The organism is Flagellimonas algicola (assembly GCF_005937185.1).
GTDB lineage: Bacteria > Bacteroidota > Bacteroidia > Flavobacteriales > Flavobacteriaceae > Flagellimonas > Flagellimonas algicola.
The window spans coordinates 1,841,363-1,856,469 of sequence record NZ_VCNI01000001.1; the positions used below are offsets into that span (position 1 = coordinate 1,841,363).

Genomic DNA, 15,107 nt, shown 5'->3' on the forward strand with positions numbered 1-15,107 from the left:
AAAAAGGTTATTTTAGAATTATGACAAGAGCTACTGTAAAAGCAATAGAAAAAGATTTTAGGAATGCTGGCCCAACAGGTAACAAGCTTCATGTATTTCACAGAAGTGGCAGGTGGGTACTTCTCAAAGAAGGAGCTTCAAGAGCATCATCAATTCATGATTCTAAAGCGGCTGCCATTACAAAAGCAAAAGCACTATTTGATCTTCATAAATCTGAGGCCTTGGTAATTCACCAACCTGATGGCTCCATAGAAAACTTTATTACTGTTTGAGTAACTTTGACTCAAATATTTTCATCAACTGTCCTTTTTCTGATGATTATAAGCCTATATTGAGGGTTCTAATTTTTGGCAGTGTTTTTTTCGGATATAAGCCTATGATTGCTGAAACAGAAAATGGAAATATTCCGCGCATGTTCAGAATAGAAAAGTTGATGCGGAATTCTAAATATAGCATTCATGATATTTCAAAAATGGAGTTTTTGGAGCCTAATAAATTAGCTAGGTTTAATATGCCATTTGAACTAGGTTTGGATTTTGGTAGTCTAATATTTGGAATTGGTAAACTCAAAGAAAAAAATTTCTTGATTCTTGATTCCGAACGGCATAGATATAAAAAGGCAATTTCAGATCTATCTGGATATGATGTAGAGCCACATGAAAATAATCCTGAAATTGCTTTGAGAAGACTAAGAAATTGGGTGGCATCTCGTAATGAAAAGATAATTTCTAGCGCCAATAGAATTTGGCAAGTTTATACAGAGTTTACTGGTGACTCATATGATATCTTAATAAACAAAAGAGGGTATAGTCAAGGTGAAATTAAAGAAATGCCATATTCGGACTATATCAAATATATTCAAGAATGGTTAACGGATAGACCCAAAAATTAAATAATATTTAATTTTTCTGTCCATAAATTTTATAAAAAGCCACCTATTCGGTGAGCATAAACTCTTGAAGGTTTGAGAAGCCTTTGTTTATTAGGGTTTTGAAAGATAGGTTCTGGTCTCCCCGGCTCCACCTTCGCCCTCCTTCGCTTTTCGCTGCGCTCAAAGCTTCGGAGGGCTCTTTTTTACTTTTTCAACCTCCTTTTTAATTCTGAATACTCGGGCTTCGGTGGACCCGTCCACCGTAACCTGACCCAACTTTTTTGGTATGAAATGGACGGTTTACATTCTTAAATGCATTGATGGAAAGTTCTATACAGGCTTTACCAACAACTTAAGCCGAAGGCTCACCGAACACAACGCGGGCAAAGTAAAATCTACAAAACAGCGATTACCCTTTAAATTGACCACCTACATAGTTTTTACAGATAAATACAAGGCTATTGCCTTTGAACAATATCTCAAATCCGGTTCCGGCATTGCTTTTCGGAATAAACGTTTAATTTGATTCGCTCCGAAGCTTGAGCGAAGCAAAGGCGGGGTTTATTAGAAAGTGACTGATTACCATTATCTTCGAGATTATCAATTACTCCCATGTCCAAAGGAAAATCTTGGTTACGAATCCTAATCGACCTCATTGAGGTTTTTATCAACAGTAAGGCGAGCAACAAAAGAGGCCGTACGTGGCATCAACATGTGGTGCCCTTTGAAAAAGGCTGGGCCGTGCGTCGTGAGGGCAACAAACGCGTAACAAGCAAACACAGAAAACAAAGTACGGCGATTCGTAAAGCCAAAAGTCTGGCCAAAAAATACAAGGCAGATGTTATTATCCATAGAGCAAGTGGAGGTATTCGAGAGCGAATTAGTTATGACGACTAATATTGATTAGGTTATTATAAATCTTGACCCAAGCATGGTCTTTGATCAGAATCAATATTTTTAAATTAAACGTAAAAACTAGCTTAACGCGGACTATCGTCCGCGGAATTCTCCAATTTTTTCTTTTCTTTTGAATTCAATCCCAAATCATTTTCCATGAAAAACAAGAAAAAACTCAATCTGGACAATCTTGACCTCCCCATTGAAGCCTACTTTGGTACCCTACAATCCCAAAAAAAGGGTTTTAGCATCCCCAATCTGCAAGTTAGGAGCTATATAGAGCTACTTTTTAAGTTGGAGTCGCTCCTTAATGTCTGTATTTTGGCCTTGGACAATCCCAACTCGAGCAATCATGAACATATCTTGGAACCGGACACGCACATTAAGTCGGTTTTGGAGATGGCCGCCCAACTGATTCCTTTTGAAGAAGGGGAGTTTTTGGACGTTATGAAGCAGCGTATTCCAGAATAAATCCAGTAGTTTTTACAGTTAAAGAATATTCCTGTAAGATTATACACTAAAACCTACAATTCACACATATCTTACTGTATTTCAAGGCTTTTAGTCTTAATTTAAAGAACACGCTTTCATTTAGCCAAACCTTGAAATCATGAATAAAAGCATCCTTTTTGTATTGATTACCGTGCTTTTCACATCCTCTTGTGTAAGCACGCGTATTGAAGCCAGTCCCTATCAAGATAGTGTTGAAAATTTGGAGTGCCAGCGCAAATCCAGTTGGATCTATTGGTGGGGCGTAGCCCCCGGAAGTACCAAAATGGTAAGTGCCAATCCGGATATTGCAAATACTGTTTGCCCTTGTGCGGAAAGGGCCATGTCCTGGACCGTGGTAAAAACCTCATTTACAGATTTTTTACTGAGTCTTGTAACTCTCGGAATTGTAAACCATAGAACCGCCATTTACGGATGCGCCAGACCCCAGGGAGGCGAAGGCAATCTAGATCAATAAAAAAACTTGCCATGCTACCAGACGGAATTACCCAGTTACCCATTCAACAGTGGACCAACAAGCACGAGAACTTTACGCATAATTTGATACAGAATGCTTCCTTCAAATTAAGAAATCCGGCAGGCCAATCCCATAAAGAACGCTACCGGAAAACCACCCAAAACTTCCAATGGCTCATACAACATGCTTTAAACAATAACATAAGACTTCGGGCCATGGGAAGTGGGTGGTCTTTTACCAAGGTGGGCGTAACGGAAGGCGGACTCATTGATACCGCCTCACTTAATTTTTCTTTTCCACTGACCAACAAATATGTGGATGCCAATTACCCCAACCAACCGGAAGACCTTTATTTCATCCAATGCGGAACCATTATCAATGAAATCAACACCCGATTGGACCGAAAACTTCCGCCGAGATCCATCAAGGCTTCAGGCGCCAGTAATGGACAAACGGTTGCCGGCGCCCTTTCCACGGGTACCCATGGCGCTGCATTTACCGTTGGAGCCATCCCCGATTTTGTGGTTGGACTTCACGTGGTTACGGGGCCAAACTCGCATGTATGGTTAGAACGGGCCTCTTATCCAGTTGCATCCCAAGAATTTGTGGATTGGCTAGATGCCACTTTGGTGCGGGATGATGAACTTTTTGATGCCGCCTTGGTATCTTTTGGGAGTTTTGGATTTATCCATGGGATAATGATTGAAACTGAACCTCAATTTTTGCTCACAGAGCATAGGGTGGCCCAGGTTCCCTTTGACGCAAAATTGAAGAAGGCCATGACCCAACTGGATTTTTCCGACCTCAACTTGGTCGGAACTGGACAAAACGGCGATTTATACCATTTTGAAGTCCTCTTTAACCTGCACAAATTTGAAGCCAACAATCCTGCAAAAGGAGCCTTTTTAAAATATATGTTCAAAAAACCTGTAGTACCACACCCTCCCCTGTTACGGGACAACAATTTCACTTATGGGGATGATCTTTTGGGCCTAATCTCTACTGTTTTGGACAGACTGCCCGGTTCTGGTCTTTTGATTCCCGCTATGGTGAATGCTATGTTTGGATTGGCTTTTGAAGCTAAACCTCCAATACAAGGGACGGTAAAGGAAATTTTCAATTACACCAAGTTCCGGGGTAAAGTGGCCAGTGCCGCAATGGGAATCGCCATAGAAGATTCTCCAAAGGCGGTAGAACTCATTGTAGAAGTCAACAAGCAAAAACCTTTCCCCGGGGGATTGTCCCTGCGTTATGTAAAGGGAACCCAAGCTACTTTAGGTTTTACCAAATTCCCAAATACCTGTGTTTTAGAAATGGATGGGGTGGATGGCAACAAGGCCAGGCAGTTCTATGAAGCGGTGTGGAACAAGTTTGAGCAAGAAGGTCTCCCATACACCCTTCACTGGGGTAAAATCAATTTTAACCTCAACGAAAACCGGGTCAAAAATATGTATGGCCCTATTCAAGTACAATCCTGGATTGATGCGCGAAATCAGCTCCTTGCACCGCCAGTTATGGAGATTTTCAACAATAAATTCATCGAAGACTGCGGTTTGGACAAAGTAAATGGGCCAATCGTATAGTTTACAACCCTAAATCAACATAAATGAACCCTCAAGAATACCATTTTAAGCTGCCAAAAAAAGAGTTTGACAAGACTATCAAAATACCAGAGGTTTGGTATCCCGGAGTAAAAAAATACTGGGAACGCTGCACCACTAGACGCATTTTCAATCCCATTTTGGGAATTAAAGGGATAGTAATCCATGCCACTGCAGGACATAGCTCTGCTGGTGCGGTTTCCGTGATGCGCGATAGAAAGGGAAGTTTTCATTGGTTGATCCCAGATGAGGATGAACCGGAACACGGGCAAATTATTTGGGCCACTGTTCCAGAAACCTTGGCAGCTTGGCATGTTCGAAATTCTGTTAAGCACCCTGATGTAAACCAAGGAAAAAACAAGACCAATCATTGGTCTTTAGGTATTGAATTGGTGAACTCCCAGATAAATGACCCCTTTTCAGACTGGCAGGTGAAGATGGCGGCAGACATTGTAAAGTACTGCTGGTCCAAATATCCCAATATAGAGGATGTGGTATCACATGCCAAGCTAGATCCTTCCCGAAGATCAGATCCAGGAGTGGATTTTCCCTGGAAGACTTTTAAAGAGATGGTCTTGGATGGCGGTATGGATGATTTGGTGGCTTTTGAGAAAATCACAGAAAACCGTCTGTCTAATCCAGATGTGGAAAGTCATGAAGTAATAGATGGGGATGTTTGTTGTTAAATGATACAATTATGGAAATACCTCTATTTTTAGATACCGATAATCTTCATGAAAACCCTGAATATGTAAGGTTCATTTACTGGGTTTTGAAAATCAAGGAATTGGATTTTGATTTACTCTGTGATTGTGGGAATACACATTCCAGTTCACCCTTGAAACACCTTAAGTTAGTTTTTAGTTATGACCAGTTGATAATAGCTGGCTTAAAGGATCAAAACAAGAATTATCACTTCACGAATGCCGAGAAATTTGAGAATCTATTTCAAATTATTGATCAATATAATGAAGCGATGGATTATCTCTATTTGATGATAGATACCCAATACGTTACATGTCCATACGAGAAAATCAAATTCGATGTGGCGCCCAATGAGGACACTATTAGGGGAAGCATATATAGATTGAAACCTAAACGCTTTCAACTTTCCAATCTCCTATATCCGGATGAGGTTTATGGATGGGATGATTACGAACCTCTTTGTCTACATCACATGGAAGAAGAATCAGCATCCTACAAAAACTATTTAAGAAACAATCGATGGGCGATTTAAAGATTATATTTCTATCTGCGGGAAATGGGGATTCCATTTTTTTGGAATATACCGATGATGTGGGTGAACTTCATTTTGGTCTTGTTGACTGCAATGATCGTGGCAGGTTTAAACCTACACAGACCTTTTTAAAACGATATTTTGAATTGAAGGATGACGGGCTACAGGCAAAAACAGGTCAAAAAATTCTGGAAAGAAAAGGCTCCTATATATTTGATTATATTTTTATATCCCACTCCCACGCGGACCACATGGGTGGCCTCAAGGACATTATCCGAAATTATGGGGCAAGACGGCTGTTCTACTTTAAAAACAATAAATGGGGTGCCCAAGCCCCCTTTGTACAAGCCATGAAGAATGGTTTTACAACCCATAAGTGGTTTAGGAAAATTGAACATGATCTTCCACTGGCAGCTGGCACTAGTCCTGTTTTATTTGAAAGTTCCGAAGGAAGCGTGGAATGTGAGGTAATTTGGCCCTTCGATGGCGAGATAAGCGGAAAGGAAAATAACAACTCCTTGATAATCCTCATCAAGCATGGACACTTCAATTTTCTTTTAGGCGGAGATGCGGAACAAAGTGTTTGGAGGGATGACAGGGTTAAAACCAAAATCAACCAGCTTGAAAAGGTCCATATACTTAAAGTACCCCACCACGGAGCGAAAAATGGTTTTTTAAACACCAAAGGTGATTTTATTGCTCAGGAACTTGCAGCAAAAACAGAGTGCGCCATTGTAAGCAGCCATATTTGGAGATATGGCCATCCATCCGAGAAAGTAATAAATCAACTTGATGAACATAGCACTCATGTTTTAAGAACTGAGGTAAACCAAAATCAGAATATCCAATTTATTTCTAACGGTAAAACATTGGAGGCCCAATATTTCAACAAGGTTCATGGGCAGTTCATCACTTGAAAGATCTAGCCAAATAATGCTCTGGGTTTTCTTTGGCAATTAAATCAAAATCCTCATCCCCCAAAAGAGTCTTCAAATCCACAAAGAGGTTTTTATCAGATTTGTGGTTACGCACTACATAAAAGTCGGTTCCAAAAAGCACTCTGCTACGCAGTTTATTTTTGCCAATTAACGGAGTGCCTCTTTCATGGATATCCCTCTCCAGAAGGTATTTTTCACAAACCTGAGACAGTTCTTCATTCTTTTCCAAGGTATATTTAATCAACGGATATACTGATTCCTTACTTAAAATATAGCTTAAATCAGCATAAACGTTGGGATATCTGATCATCAAGCTACTGATGATGGAGTACCAATCCGCATCATTCCATACTTCATTAAGCTTATACCAAGAAAAATCTCCATTTGCATTCTCCATAAACTTTATGCCCTCCAATGGGTCTCGCATCAATCTTTGGCTGTATGCTGTCCGGTCCTGCTCCATATATCTTATCCATTCTTCCTCGCCCCCGTAATGGGCCAAACAAATCTTTAAGTTCTGGAGCAATGAATAGTCAAATTCCTTTTGTTTAGAATCCGGGGCCACCAAAAATGCATCTTGGGCCCTACTTTTATCATTTTCTTTAACGGCCTCCAAAGTACGTTTGAACAAATCGGGTTCCAGTAAACATAGATAATTGAGCGGATGCGTAAAATTCCATTGAAAGTCAACATTTTTGGTTTCGGGCAACACCTTTGGATTTTCCCCATCGTAATCCAAAAATGCGGGATGGTAATGCCAATCATTTTTGATGGTTCCCCGGTAATAAATGGTCCCCATAATGCAATGTGCCATAATAGGAATCTGATTTTCCGCTGCATACCGCCAAATAGGTAGCAGATATTCATCAAAACAATGATAACCAAGAGCGGGATAAATTTTGAATCCACTAAATCGACAATCTTCCATATAGGTGTGCACAAAACATCCTTCCTTTGGCTTGATTCGCCGTATTTTTTGTCCATTTTCATCTTCAAGAGTGTCCCATTCCCAATCAAAAAATTTCTTTCCTTCTTCTTTGATTCTTCTGGGATCTAGGAACAAAAAGGGATGATATCTGTCTTTTGGGCCATCACCATTTTCATCCTTTACAAAATCCCATAGTTCCAACATTTGATATTTATAGCTATCGTTGAGATCTTGCCCGATAGGTTGACCCTGATACTTTTTGGCGATCTCCCTTTGTCTCATAGAGGCAGAGGTTTTACCGGCCTTCATAAATTCCATGTCCATAGGAAGAATAACCATGCCCGAATCTTTGGGAAGCTGATGCACAGCCCTTTCAGCTATGCCCTTTTGGGTTTTATAGGTGGTGGCAAACCTTCCCAATAGGTAGTAACGCTGCATAAGATCAAGAAAGGAAGAACTGAACACTTTTTTAATGGCAGGGAAAACTCCCTTTAAAACAAAAAGTATGGGTTTTCTGCTCGATTTTATAATCAATAGCACTGCCACAATCCAGATTATTCTATAGAAATCCTCCAAATCAAAATATAAATAGTGCTCTTGCAGCCAATCCTGGATCAGCGTGAAATACTTGTTTGCAAATTCATCCACTTTAAGAATCAAGGCCACAAATTCAACCAAATAGATAACTGCTATGGCGCTGATCCAAAAAACAACCAACCGAAAGGGGATACGAACCAAATAATGACCCAAAACCCAAAATTTTATCCTTAGGAATACTTTTTTTAGAAATTTCCAAAAACGTACTATCCATAACTTGTGGATCTTATCTGAATACCTAATTCCATGCTTGATTTTAAAAAATAGCTTGACCAAACCAACTACCATGGGGGTATAAATTAGGTAGTATAACGGCCAGGGTACTATGGTCTTGGCCAAAAATGGTGGAACAAAGTTTCCTGTGAACACATGGGCATGGCAGTTAATGAGCTGTTTTTTTGGCATAACGGGTTTAGTTTTCAAGGTGCTTTTTCAGAAATTCATATATCTCAACCATAGCAAGGGTGTCCAACTTGCAATAAGCCAAAAGACTATTTCGGATTTCCTCCAAATCTGATGATTGGTTTCCGGAGGAAACCAGATTGCCCCAGGTATCCATGGCCATGGTTCCATCTTGGATTTCCAAGTCACCATAATCCAAGTCCGGGACCAAAACCGGAAGTACTTTTTTAATGGAGGAAGAACCCTTAAACTGATAGTCTATATAGTCTTTGGCAAAAATTGTTTCCAAATCAAACATATGGTCGTTTATATAGTCCAAATAATCACTGAACTGTGGAAGCCAAAGTTTCATGGCATTGTTCCTACCCTTTTCAAAAGAGGCGTGCCAACTGATAAATGTTCCTTCAGTTCCTGTGAATTCCTGCATACCTTCCAGCATCTTCTCTGGCATTTCCAAGTCATCTGCCAAATGTTCAAAATGCTTTAGATTCCCATTCTCATCCATACTGTGAATGCTAACTTGAAAGGGCATATGTTCGTGGGGGCGTAGTCCGTCCATTTGGGGAACAGCACTGGCATAGGTTTCATAATCAAAAAAATGGAGGGGAAACACAAGGGCATCCAATTGAGTTTTAATAGTATTCCAATCCACTACGGGTTTTCCTTGTTGCAAAGAAGTCACTTGGGCTTTTTGAGACTCATTGAGGTTAGCATCTTCCTGGATTTCTGATATCCCAAACTGGTTAGCATTCAAAAAAGCATTGAGTTTCTTTTCGGTTAACCGTTTTATTTCATGAATAGGATGCTTTGGCAACCAGGCGTTGAAATAATCAAAATTATCGCAGTGGTTGCTTCTCGTTTTTCGTAAACAGGAACATTTATCTTCCTCAATTTCAGACAGGTTTATGAAATCCAATGCTTCCTGAATTTGCTCAACTATAGTTTCATAGACCGTATTAACTTGGGAGGTGACCTCCGATATTTCCAATAGCTGTGAAGCTTGGACTTCTCCCTGTCTCAGGTACTCCTTGTTCAAGTGAATAACGGAAACCTTGTCCACTTGGAGACCATTTTCTTCCAAAATATACTTCTGGAAAGCGGTGTCAAAAATATGGTTGTGACTTTTTTTGGTACTTACGCCGGTAGAGGATTTCACTTCATACAAATGCCAGGCGTTGTTCGGTAAACGTTCTAAAATATCCACCCTAGCAAGTGCTCCTTTCTCCGTGCTGAAGGTGGCTTGAATAAATTGTGAATTTGGTTTTTCCAGTGCTTCTCTGGTGTCTTCAAAGCTGCCATCATCAGGCAGTTTAATGGCCTCAGGAAAAAGTTGTTCAGCGTAGGATTCAACCTCGTATCCCTCTTCTATTATTTTCCGTAGAAAAAGGGAATATTCGTCCTGTTTTGCTTTTTCGGGTTTGTTTTTGCTTAACCAAAGTGACTCTGGGCAACGCAGATAATGAATAAAATCAGTTTTGGTCAGCGTATTCATAGGTTAAAGCATACAATTCCAATTGTTTTATGAATCCGAGTTACCAAAATCCAACTCATCCGGATAGACCGTAGCCATCTCCCAATCCACATTTCTTGTTTCGGTAAAGCCATGGCCCAGTTTCCAACTTCCTAAAAATCGTTTTCGATATCTCGCCAAGCCAACAAAAAGTTCCACATCGTCGTTCCAGTCTTTGATAAATGCGGCATCCTTAAAACTGGACACCGCGAATTTCAAATCCCCTTTAATATCTCCTGCTGCACCTACCTGCAAGGTTTGGGTTTCACCAGATATGGTCAAGGATCCCTGACTTGAATTGGACTGCATCACCAGCGCTTTTTTTGCTGTTCGGACGGAGACTACAATAAAGGATTTATTCCAATCCCCCGTATACTTGTTTCTTATTTTGTTCAAACTGGTTCTGAGCTTGTCCATATCGTCAATTCTGGATTCACTTAGCCCCGTTGCGGCCAAATAAGTGGAGCCCTCCTTGGTAAAGGATACGTTCAGCTCTCCTTTTCCCACATTGCCGGCATCTGCCGCGGCCTTGAACTCCATGCTTACTCCGTTTCTACTCGAAAACCGAACAGCTCCTAACCCATCATCTGTAGCTACGGGTAAATCCAATCCCAAGGTATGAATCAAATTGGTTTCCTTCCTAAAACTCCCTATAGGTTGGGGCCTCCCAAGCACATTGGTATGTGAAAAGGTAATAATATCCCCGGGTTCTATTTTAGTGCCCGGTAAATAAACCGGTATCATGTCCAATTCTTTTATAATCTCTTTTGAATATGTTTTTGCCAATCCCGCCATTATCGTTCAATTTATTGTTTAGTTATTCGTCTATGATATCCAAATCAAAGTAGAGGTCATTAAAATCGGTCCGGTCCAAGAACTTTTGCCATTCGGCATCCGAAATATTGGCGTTGTCCGTTTTTTTCACCTCATCCTCATCCGTTTGAAAAACCCTTCCCTGAGCCTTCTCCAGCAGCGCGCTTTTAATACTGGGCAAAGGATGTCTCCAAGGTGGACTGTTTTTGGTCATGGCCCATTCGTTCACTGCCGTGATCATTGCCGTAAATTCTTGGGCGTACTTGCCTTGGGCCATCCATCCCAAATTGGGGTAACTATCATTTAGATTGCCCTTAAGTGTGGCATTATGACTTGCATGGTGACCGACCTTGTATAGTACGGTACGTCCCAGAATGTCTTTGGCCGTGATGGTATCATCCCCTCGCTTCCATTCATTGTCATCCCAAGAAATCCAATTTCCCCTTTGTGCATCGGCAGCAAAGAGTAACACTTTTTTGGATTTCGGTAATTCAAATCCCAGCACCAAACTGGTGTTATTTACGCCCCTATTGATTTTTAAGGCCAAATTCTCTGTAGAATACAGCCATTCATCATCAATTCTGCGCCACGACGCATTTGAAGGAACCTCCACTTTGTCGCCATCCTCATCTTCGTGCTTATCTATGCCATACCATTTTTTAAAAAATCCATGTCCAAATGCACTATTTTTTTCCACTCTATATTCCCTTCGGAAAGGGCAAATTTTATTATCGCCACTTAAAACCGCGGCATTGAAGGAAAGATGGTGGCCATTTTGGGAGGGAAATGCCTCATCTCCGATAGGGTCTTCGTCCAGCAATAACTTTTCCCTGCGCGGTGGACCAAGTACATAGGCCCCAAAACCATCCGTTTCTTTCAATTCTACAAAATCGCCAGGGTTGAGATACCTAATACCTTTGTTTTTCTGGGCCTTATCCTTGACCAGTTTCATAGACTGCTTATTCCTGGATTTGGAGGGGTCTTTTGCCGCTGCACTCAAGGCCTTATGATTGAAAGCTTCTTCTTTATCCCCTCCAAACTCCATACTCAATAGATTATCAATGGTCTTGAGGGTAGGGTTGTCAGCTTCCAATGAAAGACCCAAAAGCCTCCTTCCTTCCACTAGACCCAACAATTGGTCTTTGTGTTTTTTACGAATTTTCTTGGCAAGTCTATCCGTAGGTGATTCTGTCCATGCAAACCAAGCTTCTTTGATATCAAAATCCTTGAAAAAAGGACTCCTCTTTTTCCAAAAAGCATTCACATGATCTTGATGTTCGTGAGTAACCACTACCAAATCAATGGTTTTATTGGTTGCCGTAGCGATATGGTTGATGACCTTTTTTACATCCTTATGCGGCAAGAAATTCTGAGATCCCGGTTTGTACCCGCAATCGATTAAAATGTAATAGGGTACATCACTGTCCTTTCTTGGCATTGCGATCAAGAAACAATCGCCATGACCAATGCGATACATTCGTACCCGAATTCCGTTTTCTGGTGTTTTCATTGTTGCCATGACTATTCTTCAGTTTGTTTGTGTAACATGTAAAAAGGTTCATCACGGTGGGATTCATTTTGGGCAACAAATCCTGCGTTAAAAGAATTCCCGACCACTCCATCATCCCCCATGATAAAGTCCCGTAACCTGTTCAATTCTTGATTGGATCGAATCGTATCTGGTGTTCTAATAATTCTCCGTATTTCCTGACTGGTTGGATTTATAATGATGGTACAGCCTGCCCTATAGGTGAAATCACCATCTTCCCCGGGAGTCACCCCATTTTTATCCTTCTCTTCCTGAACCAGGGGATCAAAATACCCTCTGCGGCGCTGGGTCACCTCAACTACAATGTCCGTGGTAAAACTGCCAGCAATGGTTTGGCGGACAGTGGGTCGGACCGAGTGCACTTCCAAAGTAGGGTCACCATGCTGATCGCAATAAATGGTTTGGGGCATATCCGACTCTTTATAAATAACCAGCCCAAACAACTCTCCATAATCCCTACCTATGGCGTCTCCCTGTTTCAGCCAATTGTGTACTTGAATTCGAAGTCGTCTTAAAATGTTCCATACCTTGAAACGGTCGCTCTCCAAATTCCAGTTTTCTATTTTGCTGAGAAAATTCCCTCGCATGTATTCTTTCATGGAAACCCTCTTTTGGCTCTGCTCTTCTTGTCTATGTTGAAAAGCCTCGTCAGTGTCCTGATATTGGGTTGAGGGCGTATTCCGCATCATTTCGTCTGCGCTGGGCCATTTCAAACCGTCAATTCCAGTACTGGTAACTCTTTTTGGAAGGATTCCCCATTCCCTGAAACTTTGGATAAAGACGATTCTATATTCTTCATTTTGTGGTGAAAAATCCAAATCCGCAGTGATGACTCCGCGCAAAAAATCGCCAAAAGTAATACCCAAAGGAGGGCAGTAGTCAATGGCCCTTATGCACATTTGAAGCACTCGGTCCGCAGCTTCGGCCGCTTCCTGAGATAAACGGTTGGTTAAATCTGGATGGATATCACCTTCAGGAAGATTCCCAGTTCCTTGGGTGGCAATTCGGAATAAGTCTGCACTGTTTTCGGAATAAATCAATAAAAATGCCCTAAAAACAGCGGCCACCAAAATAGCGCCCCGTGCATGAGGCTCAATAACATTGTTCAGGGCAAAGGGGTCTGGAGATCGCAGCTCCCATTCTCCCGTCTCTTTGTTGATTCCTCCCAAGGCATCCCGCAAGGCTGCACCTCTGCCTGTGGCCCTTCCAAATTCCTGGGCCAGTTGACCAAGCAAGTTTTCACTCTGGAGATTCCCGCGGGTCTTTTTGATTTGGTTTTCCAAGACCTGGGGATATGAAAAGTGCTGGAAAAGCGCCACAATATCAGCAAAAGCTTCGTGGAATGCATGTACATCAATATTGGTAGCATCGTTGAATCTGGGATGCACCCCATCCAAGAGTGCATGGGTCACCTCATGGGCTATAATGTCATGGGATAGGCACGTAAACACCAAGGTTCCCGGAGAATTGGAGGGATCTCTAGAGGTTATGGGAAAATATCCAAACAACAATGCCTTTTTGGCCGGACTGTAATAGGCATTTTTATCTCGAAGCGCATGAGGGTATACCCGTAGTCTTCTCACGAACTGATCAATGTATCTTCCATCAGGAAGTCTTTCTACCCGATCAGACCAAAATGCCACCCTACCCAGAGCTCTTTCAAACTGTTTTATGGTAGTCATGACTACAGCATATACCATTTGCTGGTGGAATTGGGGATTGGATTCCGACGGTGTTAAGCCATCTCGCGCAATAAGGTGCGAATCCTCGAGGTTGACCGGTTCATAGAAAACTCCACTTGCCGGATCATAATCAATTACCTCAATATATTCGCCAATAGGTCCCAAGGCGAGATCCTCCCAAGGGATGTCAAGTGTGAGTTGATTCATCTCGGCCGTTTCCAGGTTAATGGCCAGACTAGGGTCAAAAGCCAACACCCTTAGTTTCCTAAAGTATGGGGCTTCCACCGGTATTTTGGATACTAAATTAAAACTGATCATATCAAGTCTTTGTCAATCCGTTAATGAATAAATACGTTTGCCGCCACGTCCGCGGTAGCGTTTTATGATGTTCTTTTGCTCCAATTTCTCAATTAGAGCCTTGGTCTCACTACTATCCAGACCACTGTCTTTGGCAATGCCCTCCACCGTCCGGAATTTGTATTTTTCGTTTTGGAAGGACTCAAAAATTTTGTCGGCCACCTCTGCAGGTACCTCATTTTTGATTTCTTCCAGCTTCTGGGGTTTGGTGGCGACGGTTCCTCCATCAGTCTGTTCTTCCACCAGGGCTTCCACTTTTTCGGAATTGTCTTTGGTCTCTTCCTCAATAACATCGGTTTTTCGTTTGATCTTTTCCAAATCCTGAATCACCCGATCACCTATGGAGTGCATAAACCTGTTAGAGAAGAAGGCAGCAATGAGACAGAAGCCCACAAACACAAAATAGTCCGTTGGGGCATTCTGAAATTCCAGTAAATCACTGGACACCATGTTGAGGAACAGCGGGATGGTAAAAGCGGCAATGGTGCCCAAAAAAATGCTCTTGACCAGATTGTAACCTTTGGCTTCCAAATTGCTCTCGAATCGAAAAAAGTTCCCAACACCACCTACAATACCGCTGGTTAAAATGAGAACAACAATTAATGTCAATTTATCCATAATGCTATCTTTTTGTCAACTTCCAAAAACTGAATGGAAGCTAGTTTTAATTAAGAGGGGAACGATGGATACCATCTCTGCCCTTTCGAGATAAGCATGTTGAGTATCCAATTAAAAATCAATATATTACAGGGGAACAA

General features: G+C 41.5%; 16 protein-coding genes. 10 read left to right on the forward strand and 6 right to left on the reverse strand.

The features are described 5' to 3' along the window. Positions 1–20: 20 nt before the first annotated feature. The 10 genes from FGG15_RS08010 (at position 21) to FGG15_RS08055 (ending at position 6,490) form a co-directional block, all read left to right on the forward strand. Positions 21–272 carry a DUF2188 domain-containing protein gene (locus FGG15_RS08010; RefSeq protein ID WP_138835007.1) on the forward strand — a complete coding sequence of 84 codons (252 nt, stop codon included), beginning with the start codon at positions 21–23 and terminating at the stop codon, positions 270–272. After that, positions 269–892 (forward strand): hypothetical protein, encoded by a 624-nt coding sequence (locus FGG15_RS08015; RefSeq protein WP_138835009.1) that lies wholly within the window; start codon positions 269–271, stop codon positions 890–892. The genes FGG15_RS08010 and FGG15_RS08015 overlap by 4 nt, the downstream gene beginning before the upstream one ends. A gap of 265 nt (positions 893–1,157) precedes the next feature. Then, positions 1,158–1,397 carry a GIY-YIG nuclease family protein gene (locus FGG15_RS08020; protein ID WP_138835011.1) on the forward strand — a complete coding sequence of 80 codons (240 nt, stop codon included), beginning with the start codon at positions 1,158–1,160 and terminating at the stop codon, positions 1,395–1,397. Positions 1,398–1,483: 86 nt separating this feature from the next. Further along, the gene (locus FGG15_RS08025) at positions 1,484–1,768 is read left to right on the forward strand and encodes a DUF2188 domain-containing protein (protein ID WP_138835013.1); all 285 of its coding nucleotides are present in this window, start codon (positions 1,484–1,486) and stop codon (positions 1,766–1,768) included. Positions 1,769–1,924: 156 nt separating this feature from the next. Further along, entirely contained in the window at positions 1,925–2,239 is a 315-nt protein-coding gene (locus FGG15_RS08030) for a hypothetical protein (RefSeq protein WP_138835015.1), read from the forward strand. 139 nt (positions 2,240–2,378) lie between these two features. Continuing rightward, positions 2,379–2,735 (forward strand): hypothetical protein, encoded by a 357-nt coding sequence (locus tag FGG15_RS08035; RefSeq protein WP_138835017.1) that lies wholly within the window; start codon positions 2,379–2,381, stop codon positions 2,733–2,735. 11 nt (positions 2,736–2,746) lie between these two features. After that, positions 2,747–4,318, forward strand: a complete 1,572-nt coding sequence (locus tag FGG15_RS08040) for an FAD-binding protein (protein ID WP_138835019.1) — start codon at positions 2,747–2,749, stop codon at positions 4,316–4,318. A 23-nt stretch (positions 4,319–4,341) separates the two neighbouring features. After that, a complete protein-coding gene (locus FGG15_RS08045) occupies positions 4,342–5,022 on the forward strand; it encodes an N-acetylmuramoyl-L-alanine amidase (protein ID WP_138835021.1) in 681 nt (226 codons plus the stop codon). Between the two features lie 11 nt (positions 5,023–5,033). Next, complete coding sequence (locus tag FGG15_RS08050; protein ID WP_138835023.1) at positions 5,034–5,573, forward strand: hypothetical protein; 540 nt, start codon at positions 5,034–5,036, stop codon at positions 5,571–5,573. After that, the gene (locus FGG15_RS08055; protein ID WP_138835025.1) at positions 5,561–6,490 is read left to right on the forward strand and encodes a ComEC/Rec2 family competence protein; all 930 of its coding nucleotides are present in this window, start codon (positions 5,561–5,563) and stop codon (positions 6,488–6,490) included. Before FGG15_RS08050 ends, FGG15_RS08055 begins: the two co-directional genes overlap by 13 nt. On the opposite strand, the gene FGG15_RS08060 is transcribed toward FGG15_RS08055, so the two are convergent. From FGG15_RS08060 to FGG15_RS08085, 6 genes are read right to left on the reverse strand one after another with little or no spacing between them, the layout of a single operon-like run. Next, positions 6,483–8,441 (reverse strand): amidohydrolase family protein, encoded by a 1,959-nt coding sequence (locus FGG15_RS08060; RefSeq protein ID WP_138835027.1) that lies wholly within the window; start codon positions 8,439–8,441, stop codon positions 6,483–6,485. The two genes, FGG15_RS08055 and FGG15_RS08060, sit on opposite strands and share 8 nt — an antisense overlap. Before the next feature lie 7 nt (positions 8,442–8,448). After that, on the reverse strand, positions 8,449–9,930 hold the full coding sequence (locus FGG15_RS08065; protein WP_138835029.1) for a DUF2779 domain-containing protein: 1,482 nt from the start codon (positions 9,928–9,930) through the stop codon (positions 8,449–8,451). Positions 9,931–9,957: 27 nt separating this feature from the next. Next, the gene (locus tag FGG15_RS08070) at positions 9,958–10,743 is read right to left on the reverse strand and encodes a hypothetical protein (RefSeq protein WP_138835031.1); all 786 of its coding nucleotides are present in this window, start codon (positions 10,741–10,743) and stop codon (positions 9,958–9,960) included. A gap of 22 nt (positions 10,744–10,765) precedes the next feature. Next, entirely contained in the window at positions 10,766–12,280 is a 1,515-nt protein-coding gene (locus FGG15_RS08075; protein WP_138835033.1) for a ComEC/Rec2 family competence protein, read from the reverse strand. Between the two features lie 2 nt (positions 12,281–12,282). Next, on the reverse strand, positions 12,283–14,310 hold the full coding sequence (locus FGG15_RS08080) for a gluzincin family metallopeptidase (protein ID WP_138835035.1): 2,028 nt from the start codon (positions 14,308–14,310) through the stop codon (positions 12,283–12,285). A gap of 12 nt (positions 14,311–14,322) precedes the next feature. Next, positions 14,323–14,967 carry a YEATS-associated helix-containing protein gene (locus FGG15_RS08085; RefSeq protein ID WP_138835038.1) on the reverse strand — a complete coding sequence of 215 codons (645 nt, stop codon included), beginning with the start codon at positions 14,965–14,967 and terminating at the stop codon, positions 14,323–14,325. Between the last annotated feature and the right edge of the window lie 140 nt (positions 14,968–15,107).

Coding starts and splice junctions, on each gene's coding strand:
- FGG15_RS08030 (WP_138835015.1), top strand. CDS start 1,925: ATGAAAAACAAGAAAAAACTCAATCTGGACAATCTTGACCTCCCCATT.
- FGG15_RS08070 (WP_138835031.1), bottom strand. CDS start 10,743: ATGGCGGGATTGGCAAAAACATATTCAAAAGAGATTATAAAAGAATTG.
- FGG15_RS08080 (WP_138835035.1), bottom strand. CDS start 14,310: ATGATCAGTTTTAATTTAGTATCCAAAATACCGGTGGAAGCCCCATAC.
- FGG15_RS08010 (WP_138835007.1), top strand. CDS start 21: ATGACAAGAGCTACTGTAAAAGCAATAGAAAAAGATTTTAGGAATGCT.
- FGG15_RS08055 (WP_138835025.1), top strand. CDS start 5,561: ATGGGCGATTTAAAGATTATATTTCTATCTGCGGGAAATGGGGATTCC.
- FGG15_RS08075 (WP_138835033.1), bottom strand. CDS start 12,280: ATGGCAACAATGAAAACACCAGAAAACGGAATTCGGGTACGAATGTAT.
- FGG15_RS08050 (WP_138835023.1), top strand. CDS start 5,034: ATGGAAATACCTCTATTTTTAGATACCGATAATCTTCATGAAAACCCT.
- FGG15_RS08025 (WP_138835013.1), top strand. CDS start 1,484: ATGTCCAAAGGAAAATCTTGGTTACGAATCCTAATCGACCTCATTGAG.
- FGG15_RS08065 (WP_138835029.1), bottom strand. CDS start 9,930: ATGAATACGCTGACCAAAACTGATTTTATTCATTATCTGCGTTGCCCA.
- FGG15_RS08045 (WP_138835021.1), top strand. CDS start 4,342: ATGAACCCTCAAGAATACCATTTTAAGCTGCCAAAAAAAGAGTTTGAC.
- FGG15_RS08060 (WP_138835027.1), bottom strand. CDS start 8,441: ATGCCAAAAAAACAGCTCATTAACTGCCATGCCCATGTGTTCACAGGA.
- FGG15_RS08085 (WP_138835038.1), bottom strand. CDS start 14,967: ATGGATAAATTGACATTAATTGTTGTTCTCATTTTAACCAGCGGTATT.
- FGG15_RS08035 (WP_138835017.1), top strand. CDS start 2,379: ATGAATAAAAGCATCCTTTTTGTATTGATTACCGTGCTTTTCACATCC.
- FGG15_RS08040 (WP_138835019.1), top strand. CDS start 2,747: ATGCTACCAGACGGAATTACCCAGTTACCCATTCAACAGTGGACCAAC.
- FGG15_RS08020 (WP_138835011.1), top strand. CDS start 1,158: ATGAAATGGACGGTTTACATTCTTAAATGCATTGATGGAAAGTTCTAT.